Origin of the sequence: Robiginitalea biformata HTCC2501 (genome assembly GCF_000024125.1) — a bacterium.
Classification (GTDB): Bacteria; Bacteroidota; Bacteroidia; order Flavobacteriales; family Flavobacteriaceae; genus Robiginitalea; species Robiginitalea biformata.
Genome location: NC_013222.1, coordinates 2247447 through 2263661 on the forward strand (window position 1 = coordinate 2247447; position 16215 = coordinate 2263661).

A 16215-nucleotide genomic window follows, 5' to 3' on the forward strand; every position below is an offset into this window, starting at 1 on the left:
ATAATACAACATTGTAGAAACAATAACTTTCAAAACCTAGGAATGAAGATACTGGTTATTGGAGCCGGTAACATGGGGCTGACATACGCTCAGGCCATGGCCAAATCCAAAATTCTCAAAAAGCGCAACATCATGATCCTCGACAGCGCCGAGGACAAAGTGGAACAACTCAACAAAATGGCGCATTTTGACGCCTTTGAAAAACTCGAGGACTGCGTGCCCCAGGCCGATATGATTTTTGTGGCCGTCAAACCGCACCACAGCAAAAGCCTGTTCGAGGACATGGCGGGTCTGACCACCAAGGGCCAGATCATTATTTCCATCATGGCCGGGGTATCCATCGACTTTATCCGTAAGGCTACCGGGCTAAAGAAAATCGTCCGGGCCATGCCAAACCTCCCCGCCCAGGTAGGGAAGGGGCTAACCTCTTATATCGCCTCGGATGAGGTTTCGCGGATCGAAAGCCTGACCATCGAGGACTTGCTGAACACCACCGGGAAGTCCATCCTGGTGAGCAAGGAGAAATACATCGACGCCTCCACCGGAATTTCCGGGAGCGGGCCGGCCTATGTGTTCTATTTTATGCAGAGCATGATGGAAGCCGCCCTGCAAATGGGATTCTCCGCCAACGACTCCAAGGTCCTGGTCAGCCAGACCTTCGAAGGGGCCATCGAGCTCTTCAACCAGTCAGACCTGACACCGGACGGCTGGATGAAGAAGGTGGCATCCAAAGGCGGGACAACGCAGGCCGCCCTGGATTCCATGGAAGACAACAAACTCAATGAATTGATAAAAGAAGCGGCCTTTGCGGCTTTTAACCGCGCCGTTGAACTGGGAGAAGCACACGTATGAAATACAAACAGCGAATAGTCGTAAAAGTAGGGACGAACGTCATGACCAACCGGGACAACCGGATCGTCCGCCCGGTCCTGCGCAACCTGGTATCCCAGGTAGCCGAACTGTACGAACGGGATATCATTACCACCCTGGTTTCCTCCGGTTCCGTCATTGCGGGGCGGGAAGTCCTGGGAAAATCCAAAATCAAGGACAAGACCCAGCGCCGCCAGGTTTATTCGGCCATCGGGCAGCCGCGGATGATGCGGTTGTATTACAACATCTTCCACGATTACGGGATGAAATGTGCCCAGGTATTGCCCACCAAACGCGATTTCAACCCGGGAATCCACCGGGAGAATATGATCAACTGTTACGAAGGGCTGATGTCCGAAGGGGTGATCCCGATTGCCAATGAAGACGATGCCGTGTCGGTGACCATGTCCATGTTCTCGGACAACGATGAGCTCGCCGGGCTGGTGGCCCAGCTCCTGAACGTGGATAAACTGATCCTGCTGACGGATACGGACGGCTTGTATACAGGCCACCCGGATGATGCCGGCACGGAGCTGATCAGCCATGTATCCGTGGATGACGATGTAGACCAGTTTATCAAGGAGAACGGCAAGGGTGAAGCGGAAGGCCGCGGCGGCATGGGCTCCAAGCTGGATTTCGCCCAGAAAACCGCTGCCAAGAATATCCCGACATTCATTGCCAACGGCAAGAAGCCGAATGTCATCCTGGATATTATGGACGGTAAAAATGTAGGAACCAAAATCACAATGAATTAAGCATGCAATTATTAGATACTACTCATAAAAACAACGTATTAAAATCCATGATGCGCATCCTGGAAGAGGATCGCGAAGCATTGCTGGAGGCCAATAAAAAGGACCTGGACGCCTTTGACCGGGACGACCAGGCCCTCTATGACCGCCTGGTCATGGATTCTGCCAAGATCGACGGCATGATCCGCTCGGTGGGGGAGGTCCTGGAGCAGGATGATCCCGTGAACCGGGAAATCAGCCGGCGTACGGTATCTGACGGACTGGAGGTCATCAACAGGACGGCCCCCTTCGGGACGATCCTGATCATCTATGAATCCCGCCCCGATGTAACCGTCGAAGCCGCGGTACTTGCATTCAAGTCCAACAACAAAATCCTGCTCAAAGGCGGGAAGGAAGCCTACCACAGCAATGTGGCCCTGGTGGCCTGCTGGCACAAGGCCCTGGAGGAAAACGACTTGTCTGCAGACTGGATCCGCATGCTGAAGCTCGACCGGCTGGCCACCCGGGAATTCCTGATGAACCCGCCGGAACCGATCGACCTGATCGTGCCACGGGGAGGCGAGCGGCTCATCGCCTTTGTCAAGGAGCACGCTACCTGCGCCGTGCTGGTCAGCGGCCGGGGGAATAATTTCCTCTACGTAGCCGAAGATGCCGATTGGGACCAGAGCCTCAAGGTGATCCTCAATGCGAAGACGGACAAGATTTCCGCCTGCAATGCCCTGGATAAAATCCTGATCAGTTCAAAACTTCCCGATTACGAGGACAAACTCAGGCAACTGCGGAAGGTGCTCAAGGCGCATTCCGTGAGTATCCTGGTCTCGGATCGCGTTGGGACCATCCTGCCGGAAGAAGAAGTGATCCAGGACGATTCTATCTGGTACGAGGAGTTCCTGGCGCTCAAATGCAGTATTGGCCTGGTGGACTCCACGGAGGATGCCATAGCGGCCATCAACAAATATTCGGGCGGGCACTCCGCCAGCATCATGACCCGGGATGACGAGAAGGCTGAAGCCTTTATGCAGCAGGTAGACAGCGCAGCTGTATACCGGAACGCCTCCACCCGGTTCACGGATGGCGGGCAGATGGGCGTAGGTGCCGAACTCGCCATCAGTACGGACAAACTGCACCACCGGGGGCCCCTGGGGCTCAACGAGCTGGTCACCAACAAATACTACGTCTACGGGGATGGGCACGTACGCGTTTAAGCCCTTACCCTTCCGGAAGCAATTCCGGGGTAACGGGGTGTAGCAGTAAAATCAAAAAGCCCCGGCCTGTTTTCAGGCCGGGGCTTTTCACTTTCCGATTAATCCCGGAGAACCGCCTGGGCGGCGGCAACCCGTGCGATTGGCACCCGGAAAGGGGAGCAGCTCACGTAATCCAGGCCGGTGCGGTGGCAGAATTCCACAGAGGTGGGTTCCCCCCCGTGTTCTCCGCAAATCCCGGTTTTAATCCCCGGCCGGCCCCGGCGTCCGAGTTCGGTTCCCATCCGGACCAACAGGCCCACGCCTTCCTGGTCGAGTTTCTCGAAGGGGTCTGCCGGCAGGATGCCTTTTTCCAGGTAAACCGGCAGGAATTTGCCCGAGTCATCCCGGGAATACCCAAAGGTCATTTGGGTCAGGTCATTGGTCCCGAAGGAAAAGAAATCCGCATGTTCGGCAATTTTGTCGGCCAGCAGGGCCGCCCTGGGGACTTCCACCATAGTGCCTACCGAGTATTCAACAGAATCTTTTCGCTGCCTGAAAACCTCGGCGGCCGTTTGGTCGATGATGGCTTTCTGCTGGACAAATTCCTCTACGGTACCTACAAGAGGAACCATGATTTCCGGCCGGGTTTCAATCCCTTCCACCTTCAGCGCCAGGGCGGCTTGCAGGATGGCCCGAGTTTGCATCTCCGTAATTTCCGGGTAGGTATTCCCAAGCCGGCACCCGCGGTGTCCGAGCATCGGGTTGAATTCTTCCAGTTCGGCCACTTTGGATTTCACCGCATCCAGCGAGATATGCAGGTCCTCGGCCAGTTCCTTTTGGGTGGCCAACTGGTGGGGGACGAATTCATGCAGTGGCGGATCCAGGAGCCGGATGGTCACCGGCAGGCCTTCCATGGCCCGGAAGATCCCTTCAAAATCCTTTTGCTGCATGGGTAAAAGCTCCTTCAGTGCCTGCCTGCGCCCTTTCACAGTATCGGCCAGGATCATTTCCCGCATGGCCTTGATGCGGTCTACCTCAAAGAACATATGCTCGGTACGGGCCAGGCCGATTCCGCGGGCGCCAAAATTTCGGGCCACCCGGGCATCTGTCGGGTTATCTGCATTGGCGCGGACTTCCATGCGGGCAAAAGTATCGGACAGTTCCATCAGTTCGGCGAATTCGCCGCTGAGTTCGGGCTCCCGGGTGGCCACCTTTCCCTCCAGAATGTTCCCCGTAGTCCCGTTGATGGAAATCCAGTCTCCTTCGTGATATTCGTGGTCGCCCACCCGGAGGATGCGGTTGGCGTAGTCGATTTTCAGGGCCCCGGCCCCGGACACACAGCATTTTCCCATGCCTCGTGCCACTACGGCAGCGTGGGAAGTCATCCCGCCCCGGGCCGTGACGAATCCCCTGGCCAGATGCATCCCCTCCAGGTCTTCCGGGGAGGTTTCCACCCGGACCAGGATACTGTTTTTAAATTTCCCGGCTTCGTCTGCAAAGAAAACGATCTGGCCGGTGGCTGCACCCGGGGAGGCGGGAAGCCCCTGGGCAATCACCTGGGCCTCCTTGATGGCAGCCGGGTCAAATACCGGGTGCAGGAGTTCCTCCAGTTTGGCCGGGTCTATGCGCAACAGGGCAGTTTCCCGATCGATACTTCCCTCGCGCAACATGTCCATGGCTATTTTAACCATGGCCGAACCGGTTCGCTTCCCGTTGCGGGTCTGCAGGATCCAGAGCTTGCCCTTCTGGATGGTGAACTCCATATCCTGCATATCCAGGTAATGGGTTTCCAGTTTCTGCTGGTATTCAAACAATTCCTTATAGATGTCCGGCATGAGTTCTTCCAGGGAAGGGAAATTTTCGCGCCGATCGGATTCGGATACCTGGGCCAGTTTTGCCCATTGCTCCGACCCGTGCCGCGTAATTTGCTGGGGGGTGCGGACGCCGGCCACCACATCTTCCCCCTGGGCATTGATCAGGTATTCCCCGTTGAACTTGTTTTCGCCAGTGGCCGCATCACGGGTAAAGCAGACCCCGGTCCCGGAATCCGTGCCCATATTCCCGTAAACCATGGCCTGCACATTGACGGCCGTCCCCCAGTGTTCGGGGTAGCCGTTCATCTTTCTGTAGTATACTGCCCGGTCCCCGTTCCAACTGTTGAATACGGCGAACACCGCACCCCAGAGCTGTTCCCAGGGGTCTGTCGGGAACTCTTTCCCGGTGCGTTTGCGGACGATATCCTTAAAATCGTACACCAGGTCTTTCAGGTCCTGGACGGTAAATTCCGTATCGTGCCGGATATTGCGTTTGTCCTTGAGGTGGTCGATAATTTCCTCGAAGGGGTCCAGGTCCTGTTTTGTCTCGGGTTTGAGGCCCATGACCACGCCGCTGTACATCTGGATGAACCTGCGGTAGGAATCCCAGGCAAATCGCTCATTCCCGGTCTTTTTGATAATGCCTTCAAGGGTTTGTTCACCAAGGCCGAGGTTCAGTACCGTATCCATCATCCCGGGCATGGACACGCGGGCTCCGGATCGAACCGACAGGAGCAACGGGTTTTGCGGGTCCCCAAAAGTAGTCCCCATCGATTCTTCAATTGCGGCAATGGCCTCCCTGACTTCAATTTCAATTTTTTTGAGGACGGCTTCCTTCCCCTCCTGCGTATATAAAGTACAAACCTCTGTGGTAATCGTGAAGCCCGGGGGCACCGGGATACCGATCCGGCTCATTTCGGCCAGGTTGGCGCCCTTTCCGCCGAGCAGGTTCTTCATTTCCCGGGTTCCGTCCGCCCGCTTATCGCCGTAGCGGTAGACGCTCAATTCTTTCTGTGTAGCTGTGAGTGTTTTCATAGAAATGGACTTTGCTTGCCGTGTATTATGGTCACGGTCCGGGAGTAAAGGTAGGGGCATGCGACAGGGTATAATATGATAAACATCAGCCGGAAGGAATCCGTCGGGCATGTAGATATCCCTGGGATTTTACAGTTGACTGATTTCGGGACCGGCGTGACTTTCGGGCCAAAACAGGGTAGAAAAATGAGGTGATATTGAATTTAAAAAAAAACTTCAAGTTTAAAACTCACATTCACAAGCACTTAGGTGAATGGTGACATTTATCAGGTTTTAGGCTGTAATCCTGTCGGAAATTTGTCCCGAAAAACAAAAGCAGTCATGAATACACACCAACACCTCAAACGATCTTATCGTTTCTTATGGATGTCCATCGCCATCCTGGTCCTTTCCGGAACCCCGGCAATCGCCCAGGAATTCAGCCTCAAAAACGGGACAGATGACGTGCTCGTTACCGGGACATCCACCCTGCACGACTGGGAGATTACCGTTGAGGAGAAATCCGGGACCCTGGCCCTGGATACTTCCGGCGAGTTACCGGCCCTGCAGCGCCTGAATCTGCAGATTGTGGCCGAAAGCCTCAAGAGCGGAAAGGGAAGTATGGACAAAAACACCTATAACGCCCTGAATACGGACGACCACAAGGACATCCGCTTCCGGATGAAGGAAGTTCGCTCCCTGGAACCCGTACAGTCTCCCGGAAAGCAGTACAAAGCTGTGCTGGGGGGGACACTGACGGTAGCAGGGCAGGCGCGGGAGATTGACCTGGAATGCGTCCTGACCATCGAAACGGGCCGGGTGCTATTAAAGGGAAGCGAACCCCTGCGGATGACCGACTACGGTATCGAACCGCCAAAAGCCTTACTGGGAACAATCAAAACCGGTGACGAGATCGAGATTCATTTCAACACGGTCTGGACCCGATAAACGCAATACTCACTATTAAAACCACAATCAGATGAAAACGTTCACGCATTATTCATTGTTAGCATTTATGCTTCTGTTCAGCCTGTCTGCCTGGACGCAAAACAACAGGCAGCTGGATAATTTCCGGTCTCCGGACAAAGACGGCATCAACGTCTTTGAAGCCCCGAAGGATACCATCCTGACTTTTGACGGGTTAAAGGTCCGCGTAGGGGGCTCCTCCACGCTGCAATTCCAGGCGCTCGACCACGAGAACTCCGGGGCCGTGGAACTCATTGAGATCGGAGACAACTTCAACCTGGCAACCGCCAACCTGGATTTGGACGTGGCACTGGCCAAAGGGGTCCGCATGCACCTGCGTACTTACCTGTCTTCCCGCCACCACCCGGAACCCTACGTAAAAGGCGGGTATTTCCAGATCGACAACCTGGACTTTATCAGCCCCGGGCTGCTGGGGGAAGCCATGAAACACCTGACGGTTAAAATCGGGCACATGGAAAATAACTACGGGGATGCCCACTTCCGGAGGAGCGATAACTCCCAGGCCATCTATAACCCCTTTGTGGGCAACCTGATCATGGATGCCTTTACCACCGAGGTAGGGGGCGAGGTCTATTACCGTTCCCACACTGGATGGTTTGGTATGTTCGGCCTCTCTAACGGCAAACTGAACCAGGCGGTCACCAACCCCGGGGCCACCGGCCTGTCCGTCCTTGGAAAGTTGGGGTATGACAAGCAGATAACGGATGATTTCCGCTTTCGCCTGACAGGGTCTGTCTATACAACGGGCAAATCCGGACGGGTCTACCTCTATAGTGCAGACCGTACAGGGTCCCGGTATTACCTGGTTATGGAAGATGTGGATGCCTCGGCAACCAGCAACTTCCGCTCCGGTCGCTACGACCCGGGGATGCGGAATGAAATTACCGCTTTCATGTTCAACCCCTTCCTGAAATACAAGGGTCTCGAATTCTTCGGCACCGTTGAACTCGCAAGCGGCAAGGCGGATGCTGAGCCGGACACCCGCTCGGCCACCCAGATTGCCGGGGAACTGATTTACCGTTTTGGCCGGAATGAGAACTTCTATGTAGGCACCCGTTACAACACAGTCAGTAGCGACGACCCCTCTGGAGCGGATATCAACATCGACCGGTTCCAGTTGGGCGCAGGGGCGTTCCTGACCAAGAACATCCTCACAAAACTGGAGTATGTAAACCAGCAGTACGACGGTTTTGACACGACCAGCATTTTCAATGAAGGTGCATTTAAAGGGGTGATGTTGGAGGCAGTGATTAGTTTCTAATACCATTTTTATGGGAAGCCCCGGGGTGTTGGAGGATTTACAACTACCCCGGGGTTTATAAATTTTACCGCACCATGGTTACATTTTCAACATTCGTCGCAAAAACAACGGTATTCGCAGTAATTGCGGCTTTCCTGTTATTCATCGGGGACGAGGACAGTGAAACCACGGTTCATATCCACCCGGAAAGCGAAGTTGTTATTGCGGGAACCACCAATGTGAATTCCTTTGACTGCAGCTATATCCTGGAAGATAAATCCGACCCCCTTCACGTAGTCTACGAAACGAAGGATGGAAAATTCCTCTTCAGCAAAGCGGAACTGTTCCTGCAAAATTCAGGTTTTGATTGTGGCGGCCGGGGCATTAACCGGGACTTTCAGGAACTCTTGAAAACAGAGGACCACCCCAGGGTATTATTGGAGTTGTTATATGCGGAGGTACCCGAGAAACCGTCCGACGTTATCCGGGCGGGGCTTCGTATAACCCTGGCAGGCGTCTCCAGGGAGTTCGAGACGGAACTTATCTGCGATATGAACCCGGACCTTTGTATCTATGGCAACTTTGTGATGCACCTGAGCGACTTTGACCTGGAGGCACCCCGTAAAGCACTGGGGATTATACAGGTAGACGACCGGATTGAAGTACAGCTTAACATTAAGTTGCGGCCCTATTAAACGGGATGTACAGGTATTTCCGGTGCCCGGGATGAGGCGCCAAACTCAAAAAGCCCCGGCCAAATACTGGCCGGGGCTTTTAGCTTCGGATCAACATGCTCGTTCCCGAAGCGCTGATTAACTGTAAACACCCGGATATTTTCATATCGGTCCTTCCGAGAAAAAGAACAACAGGAAGTAAACGGCGGTGAGCAGGGACAGGGTTACGGTTGCCAGGAACAACCAGGTTATGATTTCCGACTTTTCGAATGCGCCCCCGGGGCTGCCGGGATAGCACCTTTTCAGGAATCTGCTGAGGGAAATTACGAAGTGGGCCATGCTGGGGGTGATTTTCGATTTGAAGTGAAGGTACGCCCTTGATGACCCATTCCATGCTACATATGTAGCCGAATGTGCAATAAATGTAACAGGGAGGGTGCAGGTGAGCCGGCTGGGCAGTTGGGTCAGTGCCACGCTATCCGATTAGGGGATAGGTCGACGGGGGTTACACCCCACCCGTCTGATAAAGGAGCGAAACAGCGAATTATTCCGGTTTTCGATAATTCTACAGGAAATTGGGTAAATCCCTGGTTCCATGTAGGACCCGGACAATATAAACAGCGTCTTTCCTTATTTGATTAAATATCGAATGGCCGGATTAAAGGAATGTTCCTCCTCCGTATAATCGAAGATTTCACTGATGTCCTGATCGGCTGTCTGGGAGAGTATGTAGTTGCGGTTGGTTTTGGCTGTCATCAGGCCGACTTCCCGGTTTTTCCTTTAGATTCGATTATATCCTGCACGGAACGGGAGCTTGGGCCGCTGTCGATACCTTTTTCAATTTCTGCCCGAAGATCCGCAACTACCTTATCCCGGTAGATTTGATGCAGGCGCAGGGCATCCCGGATAACTTCGCTGTTGTTCTGGTATTCTCCGGAGGCTACTTGCCTGGAGATATACTCTTCCTGTTTTTTGGTAAAACTGATGTTCATGATATCGCACTTTATTCAGGCTAAAGCCACGCATTATGTCCAAAATTAGCAAATATGGATATTTTATGATCTATACCCCAAATCCTTACCCCAACTTTCGCTCACGGCGCCCGTTTCGATTTTATAGAATTCGGGAATATGAGCGCCAGTAAAATCGAAATAGGGCACGACCTGCTTTATGCCAATTGATGCTTGCGCCGATTTTCATGGTACTCCCAGAACATTCTTTACTATTTACTTCCCGATACAGAAGTTTGAGAAAATATTGCCGAGCAGGTCGTCTGTGCTGATTTGCCCGGTGATCTCCCCGAGGTGGTGGAGGGCCTCGTTGATGTCCACGGAAACCAGGTCGGAAGGGATTCCCGCTTCCATGCCTTCACGGACGTTCCCGATGGCCTCCTGGGCTTTTACCAGCGCCTGGTAGTGGCGGGAATTACTCACCACCGGGTCGTTGTTTTCCAACACCCCGCGGTTGACCAGGCCGAGCAGCGATGCCTGGAGTTGTTCGAGTCCTTCCCCGGTCCGCGCCGAGATGCCCAGGGCCTCCGGGAGGGCTTCTTCCAGTTGTTTCCGGGCCTTGTCATCAAGCCGATCCGTTTTGTTGACCAGCAGGATAACCGGTTTGTCGGGGTGGCGTTCGCGGATGGATTGGATTTCGGCCGACCAGGAGGCAAGCAGGTCCGGGTGGGCGCGGGAACCGTCCACCATGTAGATGATCACCCGGGCCGCTTCCATTTTTTCAAACGTTTTCCGGATACCGATGTGTTCCACCGTATCCTCTGTTTCCCGGATCCCCGCCGTATCGATAAAGCGGAAGCCAATACCTTCCAGGACAATCTCGTCTTCGATGGCATCCCGGGTGGTCCCGGCAATTTCACTTACGATGGCCCGCTCTTCCCGCAGCAAGGCGTTGAGCAGGGTGGATTTCCCAACGTTCGGGGCCCCGGCAATGGCCACGGGAATCCCTTTTTTCAGGACGTTCCCCAGGGCAAAACTGTCTATCAACCCCTTGAGCAGGGCGCTGAGGCGGTCCAGCAGGCCGAAAAACGCTTCGCGGTCCGCAAATTCCACGTCCTCCCCTGAAAAATCGAGTTCCAGGGTAATCATGGAGGCAAAGTGCAGTAACTCCTCCCGCAGTTTCGCGATTTCCGAACTGTACCCCCCGCGCATTTGCTGCAGGGCAATCTGGTGGCTTGCCTTGTTTTCCGAAGCGATCAGGTCGGCCACTGCTTCGGCCTGGCTGAGGTCCATTTTCCCATTGATAAAGGCGCGAAGTGTGAATTCCCCCGGGTTGGCCATCCGGCATCCCGAATCCAGGAACAGGTTCAGGATTTCCTGCTGGATATATACCGAGCCGTGACAGGATATTTCCACCACGTCCTCCCCCGTATAGGAACGGGGAGACCGGAAGACTGTGGCGAGTACCTCGTCCAAAATGCGATCCCCCTTGCGGATAGTCCCCAGATGTACCGTATGCCCGGGACAATCTTCCAGGGCCTTACCGCTGGCCGCGCGGAATTTCTCCGCCGCCAATGGGATGGCTTCCGGCCCGGACAGTCGCAATACGGCGATTGCGCCGGAACCGGCCGGGGTGGCAAGTGCAATAATGGTGTCTCTGTCCATCGGGTTTGCAGTGTTGGCCCACACAGGTGCGCAGGCCCGACAAAAATACGATTAATGAATTTGTCTGCACGCCGCACCCTGCGCGACCCCCTGGGGGTTGAAGGTTCTGGTTATGGGAATGCGGGTCCAGCAGTCGGTTACGCGGGTCCGGTAGGCTTCAGCGGACCTGATATGTGTAACATTTTTGATCGTCCTGCGACCCATAAGTTGCAATCATCAATCAAAAACCGCTACTACTATGGAACTCGTATCGCAACAAACCCTCCGGGAAGACCGCCAGCTGCTTACCGTCACCCACCTGACGCAATTGCTCGGTTACATCATTGGTTTCGGGAGCCTGATTGTCCCCCTGATTATCTGGCTGAGTTCCCGCAATACGGTTATGGACATGGATGCACACGGCAAGGCCATCTTAAACCTCCAGTTAAGCCTGATTGTTTATATCATCGTGGGAATTCCGGCCATCCTGCTCCTTGGGCTCGGTATCCTGATACTGATCGGGGCGGCCGTTCTGGGCTTTGTTTTGCCCATTGTAAACGCCGTTCGGGCCAGCAATGGGGAAGCCCCCAGCCAGTTTATGACCATTCGGTTTTTCGGTGCTTGAACCTCAGGAATTGCGCAATGCCCCAGGCCAATAGGCGCAGGTGGGGTCTGGCGGCCGGGTAAACCACCTCGGTCCGGTAGGCCTCCATCCGGTTGGCAAGGTCCTCTTTGTGCTTCAGGTCGCCCCAACCCAGGTCTACGATCCGCAGGTCGTTGGCAAAGGCCCAGCGAATTTTCTCCAGCAGCATGAGTTTGCCCAGGCCAAAAGGTTCATATTCCGTGTCGAACCCGGTAATGGCGCTGGCCATTACCCCCTGGCGATGGTAGTTCAATCCGATGGAAATAGGGGTGTCGCCATCGTAAATGGCCATCAGGGAGGCTTGGTTATCCCGGATCCGGTCCCAGGTATGGCGCACAATGTCCTCCCAGCGGCCCAGCGAATCGTGGTTGACGTCTTTTTGGGCAAAACGGCGTCCGATCATGGTTCGCAACCCGGCCATCAACTCCCGGTAGGTCCCCGGGTCCATATTTTCAGTATGCACTGTAAAACGAAAATCCACCCGATCCTCCAACCGCCTTTTCAGGCGCCGGCAATTCTTATATCGCCGGCTTCCCAGACAGTCCCGCAAAAACGCTTCGATTTCTTCTGCAGGGGATAAATCGACCAGGTAGCTCCGGTGCAACCTGCACGTGTACGATTTGAATCCGGATTGAAGTTGCGGGCCGCCACCAGGCAAATAAGGGGGAATCAGGTGGACGACAGATATCCCGCCTGAAGCAGGTGTCCGGGTGTCTGGCAGGCCCTTTGCGCCCTGGTAAAACCAGGGCAGGCAGTCTTCCTCATAAAGAAGGTTGTGGAAATGCAGGTGGCGGATCACCGGCCGCAGGCTGTCAGGAATTCAGCATTACCGGCATAACCAGCATGGTGATGAATTCGCCTTCGTCCAGGCCGTCTGCAGGGGTCAGTATCCCGGCCCGGTTGGGCAGGCTCATCTCCAGGGAAATCTCATCCGACCCGAGATTTCCGAGCATTTCCACCAAAAACCGCGAATTGAACCCGATCTGCAGGTCGTCGCCCTGGTAGGAACAGGTGAGCCGCTCCTCGGCCTTGTTGCTGTAGTCCACATCCTCCGCGGAAATATTCAGCTCCGCCCCGGCAATTTTCAGCCGGATCTGGTGGGTGGTTTTATTGGAAAAGATGGAAACCCTTCGAACGGAACTCAGCAGTTGGGAGCGCTGGATCACCAATTTGTTCGGGTTTTCCTTCGGGATAACCGCCTCGTAGTTCGGGTACTTCCCGTCGATCAGCCGGCACACCAGGACGGTATTGGCAAAGAGGAACTTCGCATTGCTGTCGTTGTAAGCTACCGTAACAGGGTCTTCGCTTCCCGCCAGGATGCCCTTGAGGAGGTTCAGGGGTTTCTTGGGCATGATAAACTCCGCCACTTCGGATGCCTGTACGTCTGTCCGCCGGTATTTGACAAGTTTGTGGGCATCCGTGGCCACAAAGGTCAGCCCCTCGGGCGAAAACTGGAAGAATACGCCGCTCATCACCGGGCGCAGGTCGTCATTCCCGGCGGCGAAAAGGGTTTTATCGATAGCGGTGGCCAGGATGTCCCCCATGATTTCCGTTTTGCTCGGGTCCGGGAGTTCCACGGCCTTCGGGAATTCGGCCCCGTCCGCATAGGCCAGGGCGTATTTCCCGTGGCTGGAACTGATCTCCACCGTATTATTGTCCTCGACAACAAAGGTCAGCGGCTGTTCGGGGAAGGTCTTGAGGGTATCCAGCAGCAACCGGGCCGGGACGGCAATGGTCCCTTTATCCCCGGAATCGACCTCCAGTTCCGAACTCATGGTTGTTTCCAGGTCGGAAGCGGATACTGTCAGCTTCGTGCCATTCAGGTCAAAGAGGAAATTATCGAGGATGGGCAGCGTATTGCTGTTGCTGATGACGCCTCCGAGTACCTGGAGTTGTTTCAGTAGATACGTGCTTGAAACTATGAATTTCATTGAAAAAATGCTTTAAAACGCCGGAAATCCCCGGTGGTTTGGCTCTTTTTGGGTGTTCTGACAAATATATCCCAAATGTGGGTTGAAGGAAAACAAACTTATCAACAGGAATCAGGCGTACCGGCGCCGTCGGATATACCGGAAAAGGCCGCCAAAGAGCAGGAGCAGTGCAATGGGAAGCCCGATATTCAGGAGTTGCCATTGGGTTTTCTCGGCTGCCGCTTTCCGGGGGTCGAGCAGCGGGATAGCCACCTCCTTATTGCGGATGTTTATAAGTCCGTTATCCTCCAGCAGATAATTGACTGCATTCACGAGGAATTCCTTGTTGCCGTAGAAATTATTCGTCCATTTGTCATAGCCGAGTTCCAGGGGCCGGCCATTCTGCAACTGGTTGGAGGCGAGGTCCCCGTCGGATACAACGATCATTCGGTTTTCAAGGCCCTGCTCCCGGTAGTCCGGCAGGTCCACAGGTCGGATCCGGTTGGCATAAGCGGAGCGGAAGGCACCTTCCACCAGTACTGCCAATGGCAGGTTGCCCGGCACAAATCGCTCCGGATCGGGTTCTTCCCGGACCAGTTCCAGACTGACTATTTTGGGCGTCCCCTCGGCACGTGAGCGGGGAGAAGAAGCATACAGGATGGTTTTCCGGTACGGGTTCTCCAGGGTGTCGATGGTGCTGGCAAATTGCATCCTCAGCGCTTCAAGGTTCCGGTTGATCGGGTGGTTGTCCCGGGAAAAAACCATCGGGTGGTAGACCCAGGGCAATGGATTGTACTCGGAGCCCGTACCGCTGCCCGTGGCCAGGACTATCTGGGTACAGTACATATCCGCAACCAGGTTCGCGTTGATTCGGACCCCGTAGCGAAATAGCAAATCGTCCAGGTTCAAATTGCGCGCCAGGGCAACCCCCTGTCCGTCCTCGTTGAGCAGGCTGTCCAGTTCCATGGCTACCGGGTCCACGAGCCAAAGGGTCTTCCCGCCGCCCACCATATACTGGTCCAGCACGAGTTTCTCGGGCTCGGTAAAAGGTTCTGTTGGTTTGACGATCAATGCAGCCTGGAAATCCCGGAGCGCGGCAAGCGTCCCTTGCGGGTTGGTAGCCACGGAATCCAGGGTAAAAGGGGCGATGTTGTAATACGTGCCCAGGGTGCTGAGCAAGTCCGCCAGGCGGTTGTCCGGGACTTCCCCGTTCCCCTTGAGTACAGCGATTTGTTTCCGGGTAGTAGTTCCCAGCTTGGCAAACGCGTCGGCAAAGGCGTATTCCAGGTTCTGGATGGAACGGTTGACGCGATCCTCGGTGGAGGCCCCCAGCTGGTTTCTCAGCAGGGCTACTTTTTCGGAACGCCCCCCGTAGTTGACTACCGCCCAGGGAAAGACGACCTCCTGGGAAACGCGGCCGCCTTCCTCTGTGGTGACACTGGCCGGCTTCAGCCCGAATTGTTGCAATTGGTCGAGGACTTCCGGCCCGGCTTCCCCGCCTTCCAGGGGGTCCATGTAGGCATAGCGGATTTCCGGATTACCGGTGGCAAACTGCTCCAGGAGCAGACCTGTTTCCCGGCGCAGCCGCTCGAATTCGGCCGGGAGATCGCCATCGAGGAGGATATCGATGACCACCGGCCCTTCAAGGGCCGCCACTACCTCCTCGCTTTCGGGGGCCAGGGTAAAACGCTTGTCTTCGGTTAGGTCCCATCGCTTGTAGGCCAGGCTTCCGGCCAGGTTGACCAATACGAGGAGGGCCAGCCCGATGAGGAAACTTTTGAAAAATCCGCGCGTTTTCATTGTCGGTACGCATTTAGCCGCCGGGTGGTCAAAAAGAGGAAGAAAACCCCCAGGCTGATAAAATATAGCAGGTCCCTGCTGTCTACAATTCCCTGTCCGATAGCCTCGTAGTGTGCCCGGATTCCCAGTTCCCGGATAAACAGGGCCGTACCCCCGTCGGGGAAGAGGGTGGCCAGGCTATCGAATCCCTGATAAAACAGGAAACAGCCTGCCACAGCCAGCATAAAAGCGGCAATCTGGTTTTCGGTAAGGCTCGAGGCAAACAAACCGATGGCCGCGTATAACCCCATCAGCAGGAGCAGGCCCGCATAAGACCCCCAGACCAGGCCGGTGTCCAGGTTGCCCGCTGTTGCCCCAAGCTGGTGGACGGCCAGGACGTAGAGCAGGGTAGGGAGGAGGGTGACCCCGATTAGGGCGCAAACCCCTAGGAACTTCCCCAGGACCAGGCGGCCTGTGGAGACCGGTCGGCTCAGGAGCAACTCCAGGGTTCCGAGTTTGCGTTCCTCGGCAAATGACCGCATGCAAACCGCCGGGATCAATAACAAAAACGCCCAGGGGGCCAGTAAAAAAAACAGGCTCAGATCGGCGAATCCGTAATCGATGATGTTAAACGGCCCGCGGAATACCCAGAGGAACAGCCCGGTGATTACCAGGAAAATCCCCATAACCAGGTATCCTACCGGGGACGAAAAGAAGGACGAAAATTCTTTTTTAAAGACTGCAAACATGCCTG

16 protein-coding genes are annotated in these 16215 nt (G+C 55.0%); 7 read left to right on the forward strand and 9 right to left on the reverse strand.

Annotated features, from left to right (window positions below; all coding sequences use genetic code 11):
* Nucleotides 1-42: 42 nt before the first annotated feature.
* Genes proC through RB2501_RS09925 form a run of 3 tightly spaced genes read left to right on the forward strand, consistent with a single transcriptional unit; the run spans nt 43 to nt 2827 of the window.
* Nucleotides 43-852 carry a pyrroline-5-carboxylate reductase gene (gene proC, locus RB2501_RS09915; protein ID WP_041327175.1) on the forward strand — a complete coding sequence of 270 codons (810 nt, stop codon included), beginning with the start codon at nt 43-45 and terminating at the stop codon, nt 850-852.
* Nucleotides 849-1625, forward strand: coding sequence for a glutamate 5-kinase (proB, locus tag RB2501_RS09920; RefSeq protein WP_015754664.1), 777 nt, complete (start codon nt 849-851; stop codon nt 1623-1625). The genes proC and proB overlap by 4 nt, the downstream gene beginning before the upstream one ends.
* A 2-nt stretch (nt 1626-1627) precedes the next feature.
* Nucleotides 1628-2827: a glutamate-5-semialdehyde dehydrogenase gene (locus tag RB2501_RS09925; protein ID WP_041327177.1), complete on the forward strand. Its 1200-nt coding sequence runs from the start codon at nt 1628-1630 to the stop codon at nt 2825-2827.
* Nucleotides 2828-2925: 98 nt separating this feature from the next.
* Here the strand turns inward: RB2501_RS09925 and ppdK are convergent, their stop codons facing one another.
* Complete coding sequence (gene ppdK, locus RB2501_RS09930) at nt 2926-5655, reverse strand: pyruvate, phosphate dikinase (RefSeq protein WP_015754666.1); 2730 nt, start codon at nt 5653-5655, stop codon at nt 2926-2928.
* Between the two features lie 321 nt (nt 5656-5976).
* Between ppdK and RB2501_RS09935 the strand changes: the two genes are divergently transcribed.
* The 3 genes from RB2501_RS09935 (at nt 5977) to RB2501_RS09945 (ending at nt 8556) form a co-directional block, all read left to right on the forward strand.
* A complete protein-coding gene (locus RB2501_RS09935; protein ID WP_148214340.1) occupies nt 5977-6582 on the forward strand; it encodes a YceI family protein in 606 nt (201 codons plus the stop codon).
* A gap of 31 nt (nt 6583-6613) precedes the next feature.
* Nucleotides 6614-7882 (forward strand): hypothetical protein, encoded by a 1269-nt coding sequence (locus RB2501_RS09940; protein WP_041327180.1) that lies wholly within the window; start codon nt 6614-6616, stop codon nt 7880-7882.
* 74 nt (nt 7883-7956) lie between these two features.
* Complete coding sequence (locus RB2501_RS09945; protein ID WP_015754669.1) at nt 7957-8556, forward strand: hypothetical protein; 600 nt, start codon at nt 7957-7959, stop codon at nt 8554-8556.
* A 141-nt stretch (nt 8557-8697) separates the two neighbouring features.
* Here the strand turns inward: RB2501_RS09945 and RB2501_RS16255 are convergent, their stop codons facing one another.
* The 4 genes from RB2501_RS16255 to mnmE all read right to left on the reverse strand — a co-directional run bounded on the left by RB2501_RS16255 (nt 8698) and on the right by mnmE (nt 11150).
* Nucleotides 8698-8874, reverse strand: coding sequence for a hypothetical protein (locus tag RB2501_RS16255; protein ID WP_015754670.1), 177 nt, complete (start codon nt 8872-8874; stop codon nt 8698-8700).
* A gap of 291 nt (nt 8875-9165) precedes the next feature.
* On the reverse strand, nt 9166-9291 hold the full coding sequence (locus tag RB2501_RS16445) for a hypothetical protein (RefSeq protein ID WP_015754671.1): 126 nt from the start codon (nt 9289-9291) through the stop codon (nt 9166-9168).
* Entirely contained in the window at nt 9291-9527 is a 237-nt protein-coding gene (locus tag RB2501_RS09950; protein WP_015754672.1) for a type II toxin-antitoxin system ParD family antitoxin, read from the reverse strand. The genes RB2501_RS16445 and RB2501_RS09950 overlap by 1 nt, the downstream gene beginning before the upstream one ends.
* A 234-nt stretch (nt 9528-9761) precedes the next feature.
* Entirely contained in the window at nt 9762-11150 is a 1389-nt protein-coding gene (gene mnmE / locus RB2501_RS09955) for a tRNA uridine-5-carboxymethylaminomethyl(34) synthesis GTPase MnmE (RefSeq protein ID WP_015754673.1), read from the reverse strand.
* Between the two features lie 238 nt (nt 11151-11388).
* On the opposite strand from mnmE, the gene RB2501_RS09960 reads away from it, so the two are divergent.
* Nucleotides 11389-11754 (forward strand): DUF4870 domain-containing protein, encoded by a 366-nt coding sequence (locus RB2501_RS09960; RefSeq protein ID WP_015754674.1) that lies wholly within the window; start codon nt 11389-11391, stop codon nt 11752-11754.
* On the opposite strand, the gene RB2501_RS09965 is transcribed toward RB2501_RS09960, so the two are convergent.
* The 4 genes from RB2501_RS09965 to gldF form a co-directional block, all read right to left on the reverse strand.
* On the reverse strand, nt 11726-12571 hold the full coding sequence (locus RB2501_RS09965) for a GNAT family N-acetyltransferase (protein ID WP_187289160.1): 846 nt from the start codon (nt 12569-12571) through the stop codon (nt 11726-11728). The two genes, RB2501_RS09960 and RB2501_RS09965, sit on opposite strands and share 29 nt — an antisense overlap.
* A gap of 13 nt (nt 12572-12584) precedes the next feature.
* A complete protein-coding gene (dnaN, locus tag RB2501_RS09970) occupies nt 12585-13703 on the reverse strand; it encodes a DNA polymerase III subunit beta (protein WP_015754676.1) in 1119 nt (372 codons plus the stop codon).
* Between the two features lie 111 nt (nt 13704-13814).
* The gene (gldG, locus tag RB2501_RS09975; RefSeq protein ID WP_015754677.1) at nt 13815-15482 is read right to left on the reverse strand and encodes a gliding motility-associated ABC transporter substrate-binding protein GldG; all 1668 of its coding nucleotides are present in this window, start codon (nt 15480-15482) and stop codon (nt 13815-13817) included.
* A complete protein-coding gene (gldF, locus tag RB2501_RS09980; RefSeq protein ID WP_015754678.1) occupies nt 15479-16210 on the reverse strand; it encodes a gliding motility-associated ABC transporter permease subunit GldF in 732 nt (243 codons plus the stop codon). Before gldF ends, gldG begins: the two co-directional genes overlap by 4 nt.
* Nucleotides 16211-16215: the final 5 nt, after the last annotated feature.

Bases quoted from the DNA above. Each gene is read 5' to 3' on its own strand.
- proC (WP_041327175.1), top strand. From the start codon at position 43: ATGAAGATACTGGTTATTGGAGCCGGTAACATGGGGCTGACATACGCT.
- proB (WP_015754664.1), top strand. From the start codon at position 849: ATGAAATACAAACAGCGAATAGTCGTAAAAGTAGGGACGAACGTCATG.
- RB2501_RS09925 (WP_041327177.1), top strand. From the start codon at position 1,628: ATGCAATTATTAGATACTACTCATAAAAACAACGTATTAAAATCCATG.
- ppdK (WP_015754666.1), bottom strand. From the start codon at position 5,655: ATGAAAACACTCACAGCTACACAGAAAGAATTGAGCGTCTACCGCTAC.
- RB2501_RS09935 (WP_148214340.1), top strand. From the start codon at position 5,977: ATGAATACACACCAACACCTCAAACGATCTTATCGTTTCTTATGGATG.
- RB2501_RS09940 (WP_041327180.1), top strand. From the start codon at position 6,614: ATGAAAACGTTCACGCATTATTCATTGTTAGCATTTATGCTTCTGTTC.
- RB2501_RS09945 (WP_015754669.1), top strand. From the start codon at position 7,957: ATGGTTACATTTTCAACATTCGTCGCAAAAACAACGGTATTCGCAGTA.
- RB2501_RS16255 (WP_015754670.1), bottom strand. From the start codon at position 8,874: ATGGCCCACTTCGTAATTTCCCTCAGCAGATTCCTGAAAAGGTGCTAT.
- RB2501_RS16445 (WP_015754671.1), bottom strand. From the start codon at position 9,291: ATGACAGCCAAAACCAACCGCAACTACATACTCTCCCAGACAGCCGAT.
- RB2501_RS09950 (WP_015754672.1), bottom strand. From the start codon at position 9,527: ATGAACATCAGTTTTACCAAAAAACAGGAAGAGTATATCTCCAGGCAA.
- mnmE (WP_015754673.1), bottom strand. From the start codon at position 11,150: ATGGACAGAGACACCATTATTGCACTTGCCACCCCGGCCGGTTCCGGC.
- RB2501_RS09960 (WP_015754674.1), top strand. From the start codon at position 11,389: ATGGAACTCGTATCGCAACAAACCCTCCGGGAAGACCGCCAGCTGCTT.
- dnaN (WP_015754676.1), bottom strand. From the start codon at position 13,703: ATGAAATTCATAGTTTCAAGCACGTATCTACTGAAACAACTCCAGGTA.
- gldG (WP_015754677.1), bottom strand. From the start codon at position 15,482: ATGAAAACGCGCGGATTTTTCAAAAGTTTCCTCATCGGGCTGGCCCTC.
- gldF (WP_015754678.1), bottom strand. From the start codon at position 16,210: ATGTTTGCAGTCTTTAAAAAAGAATTTTCGTCCTTCTTTTCGTCCCCG.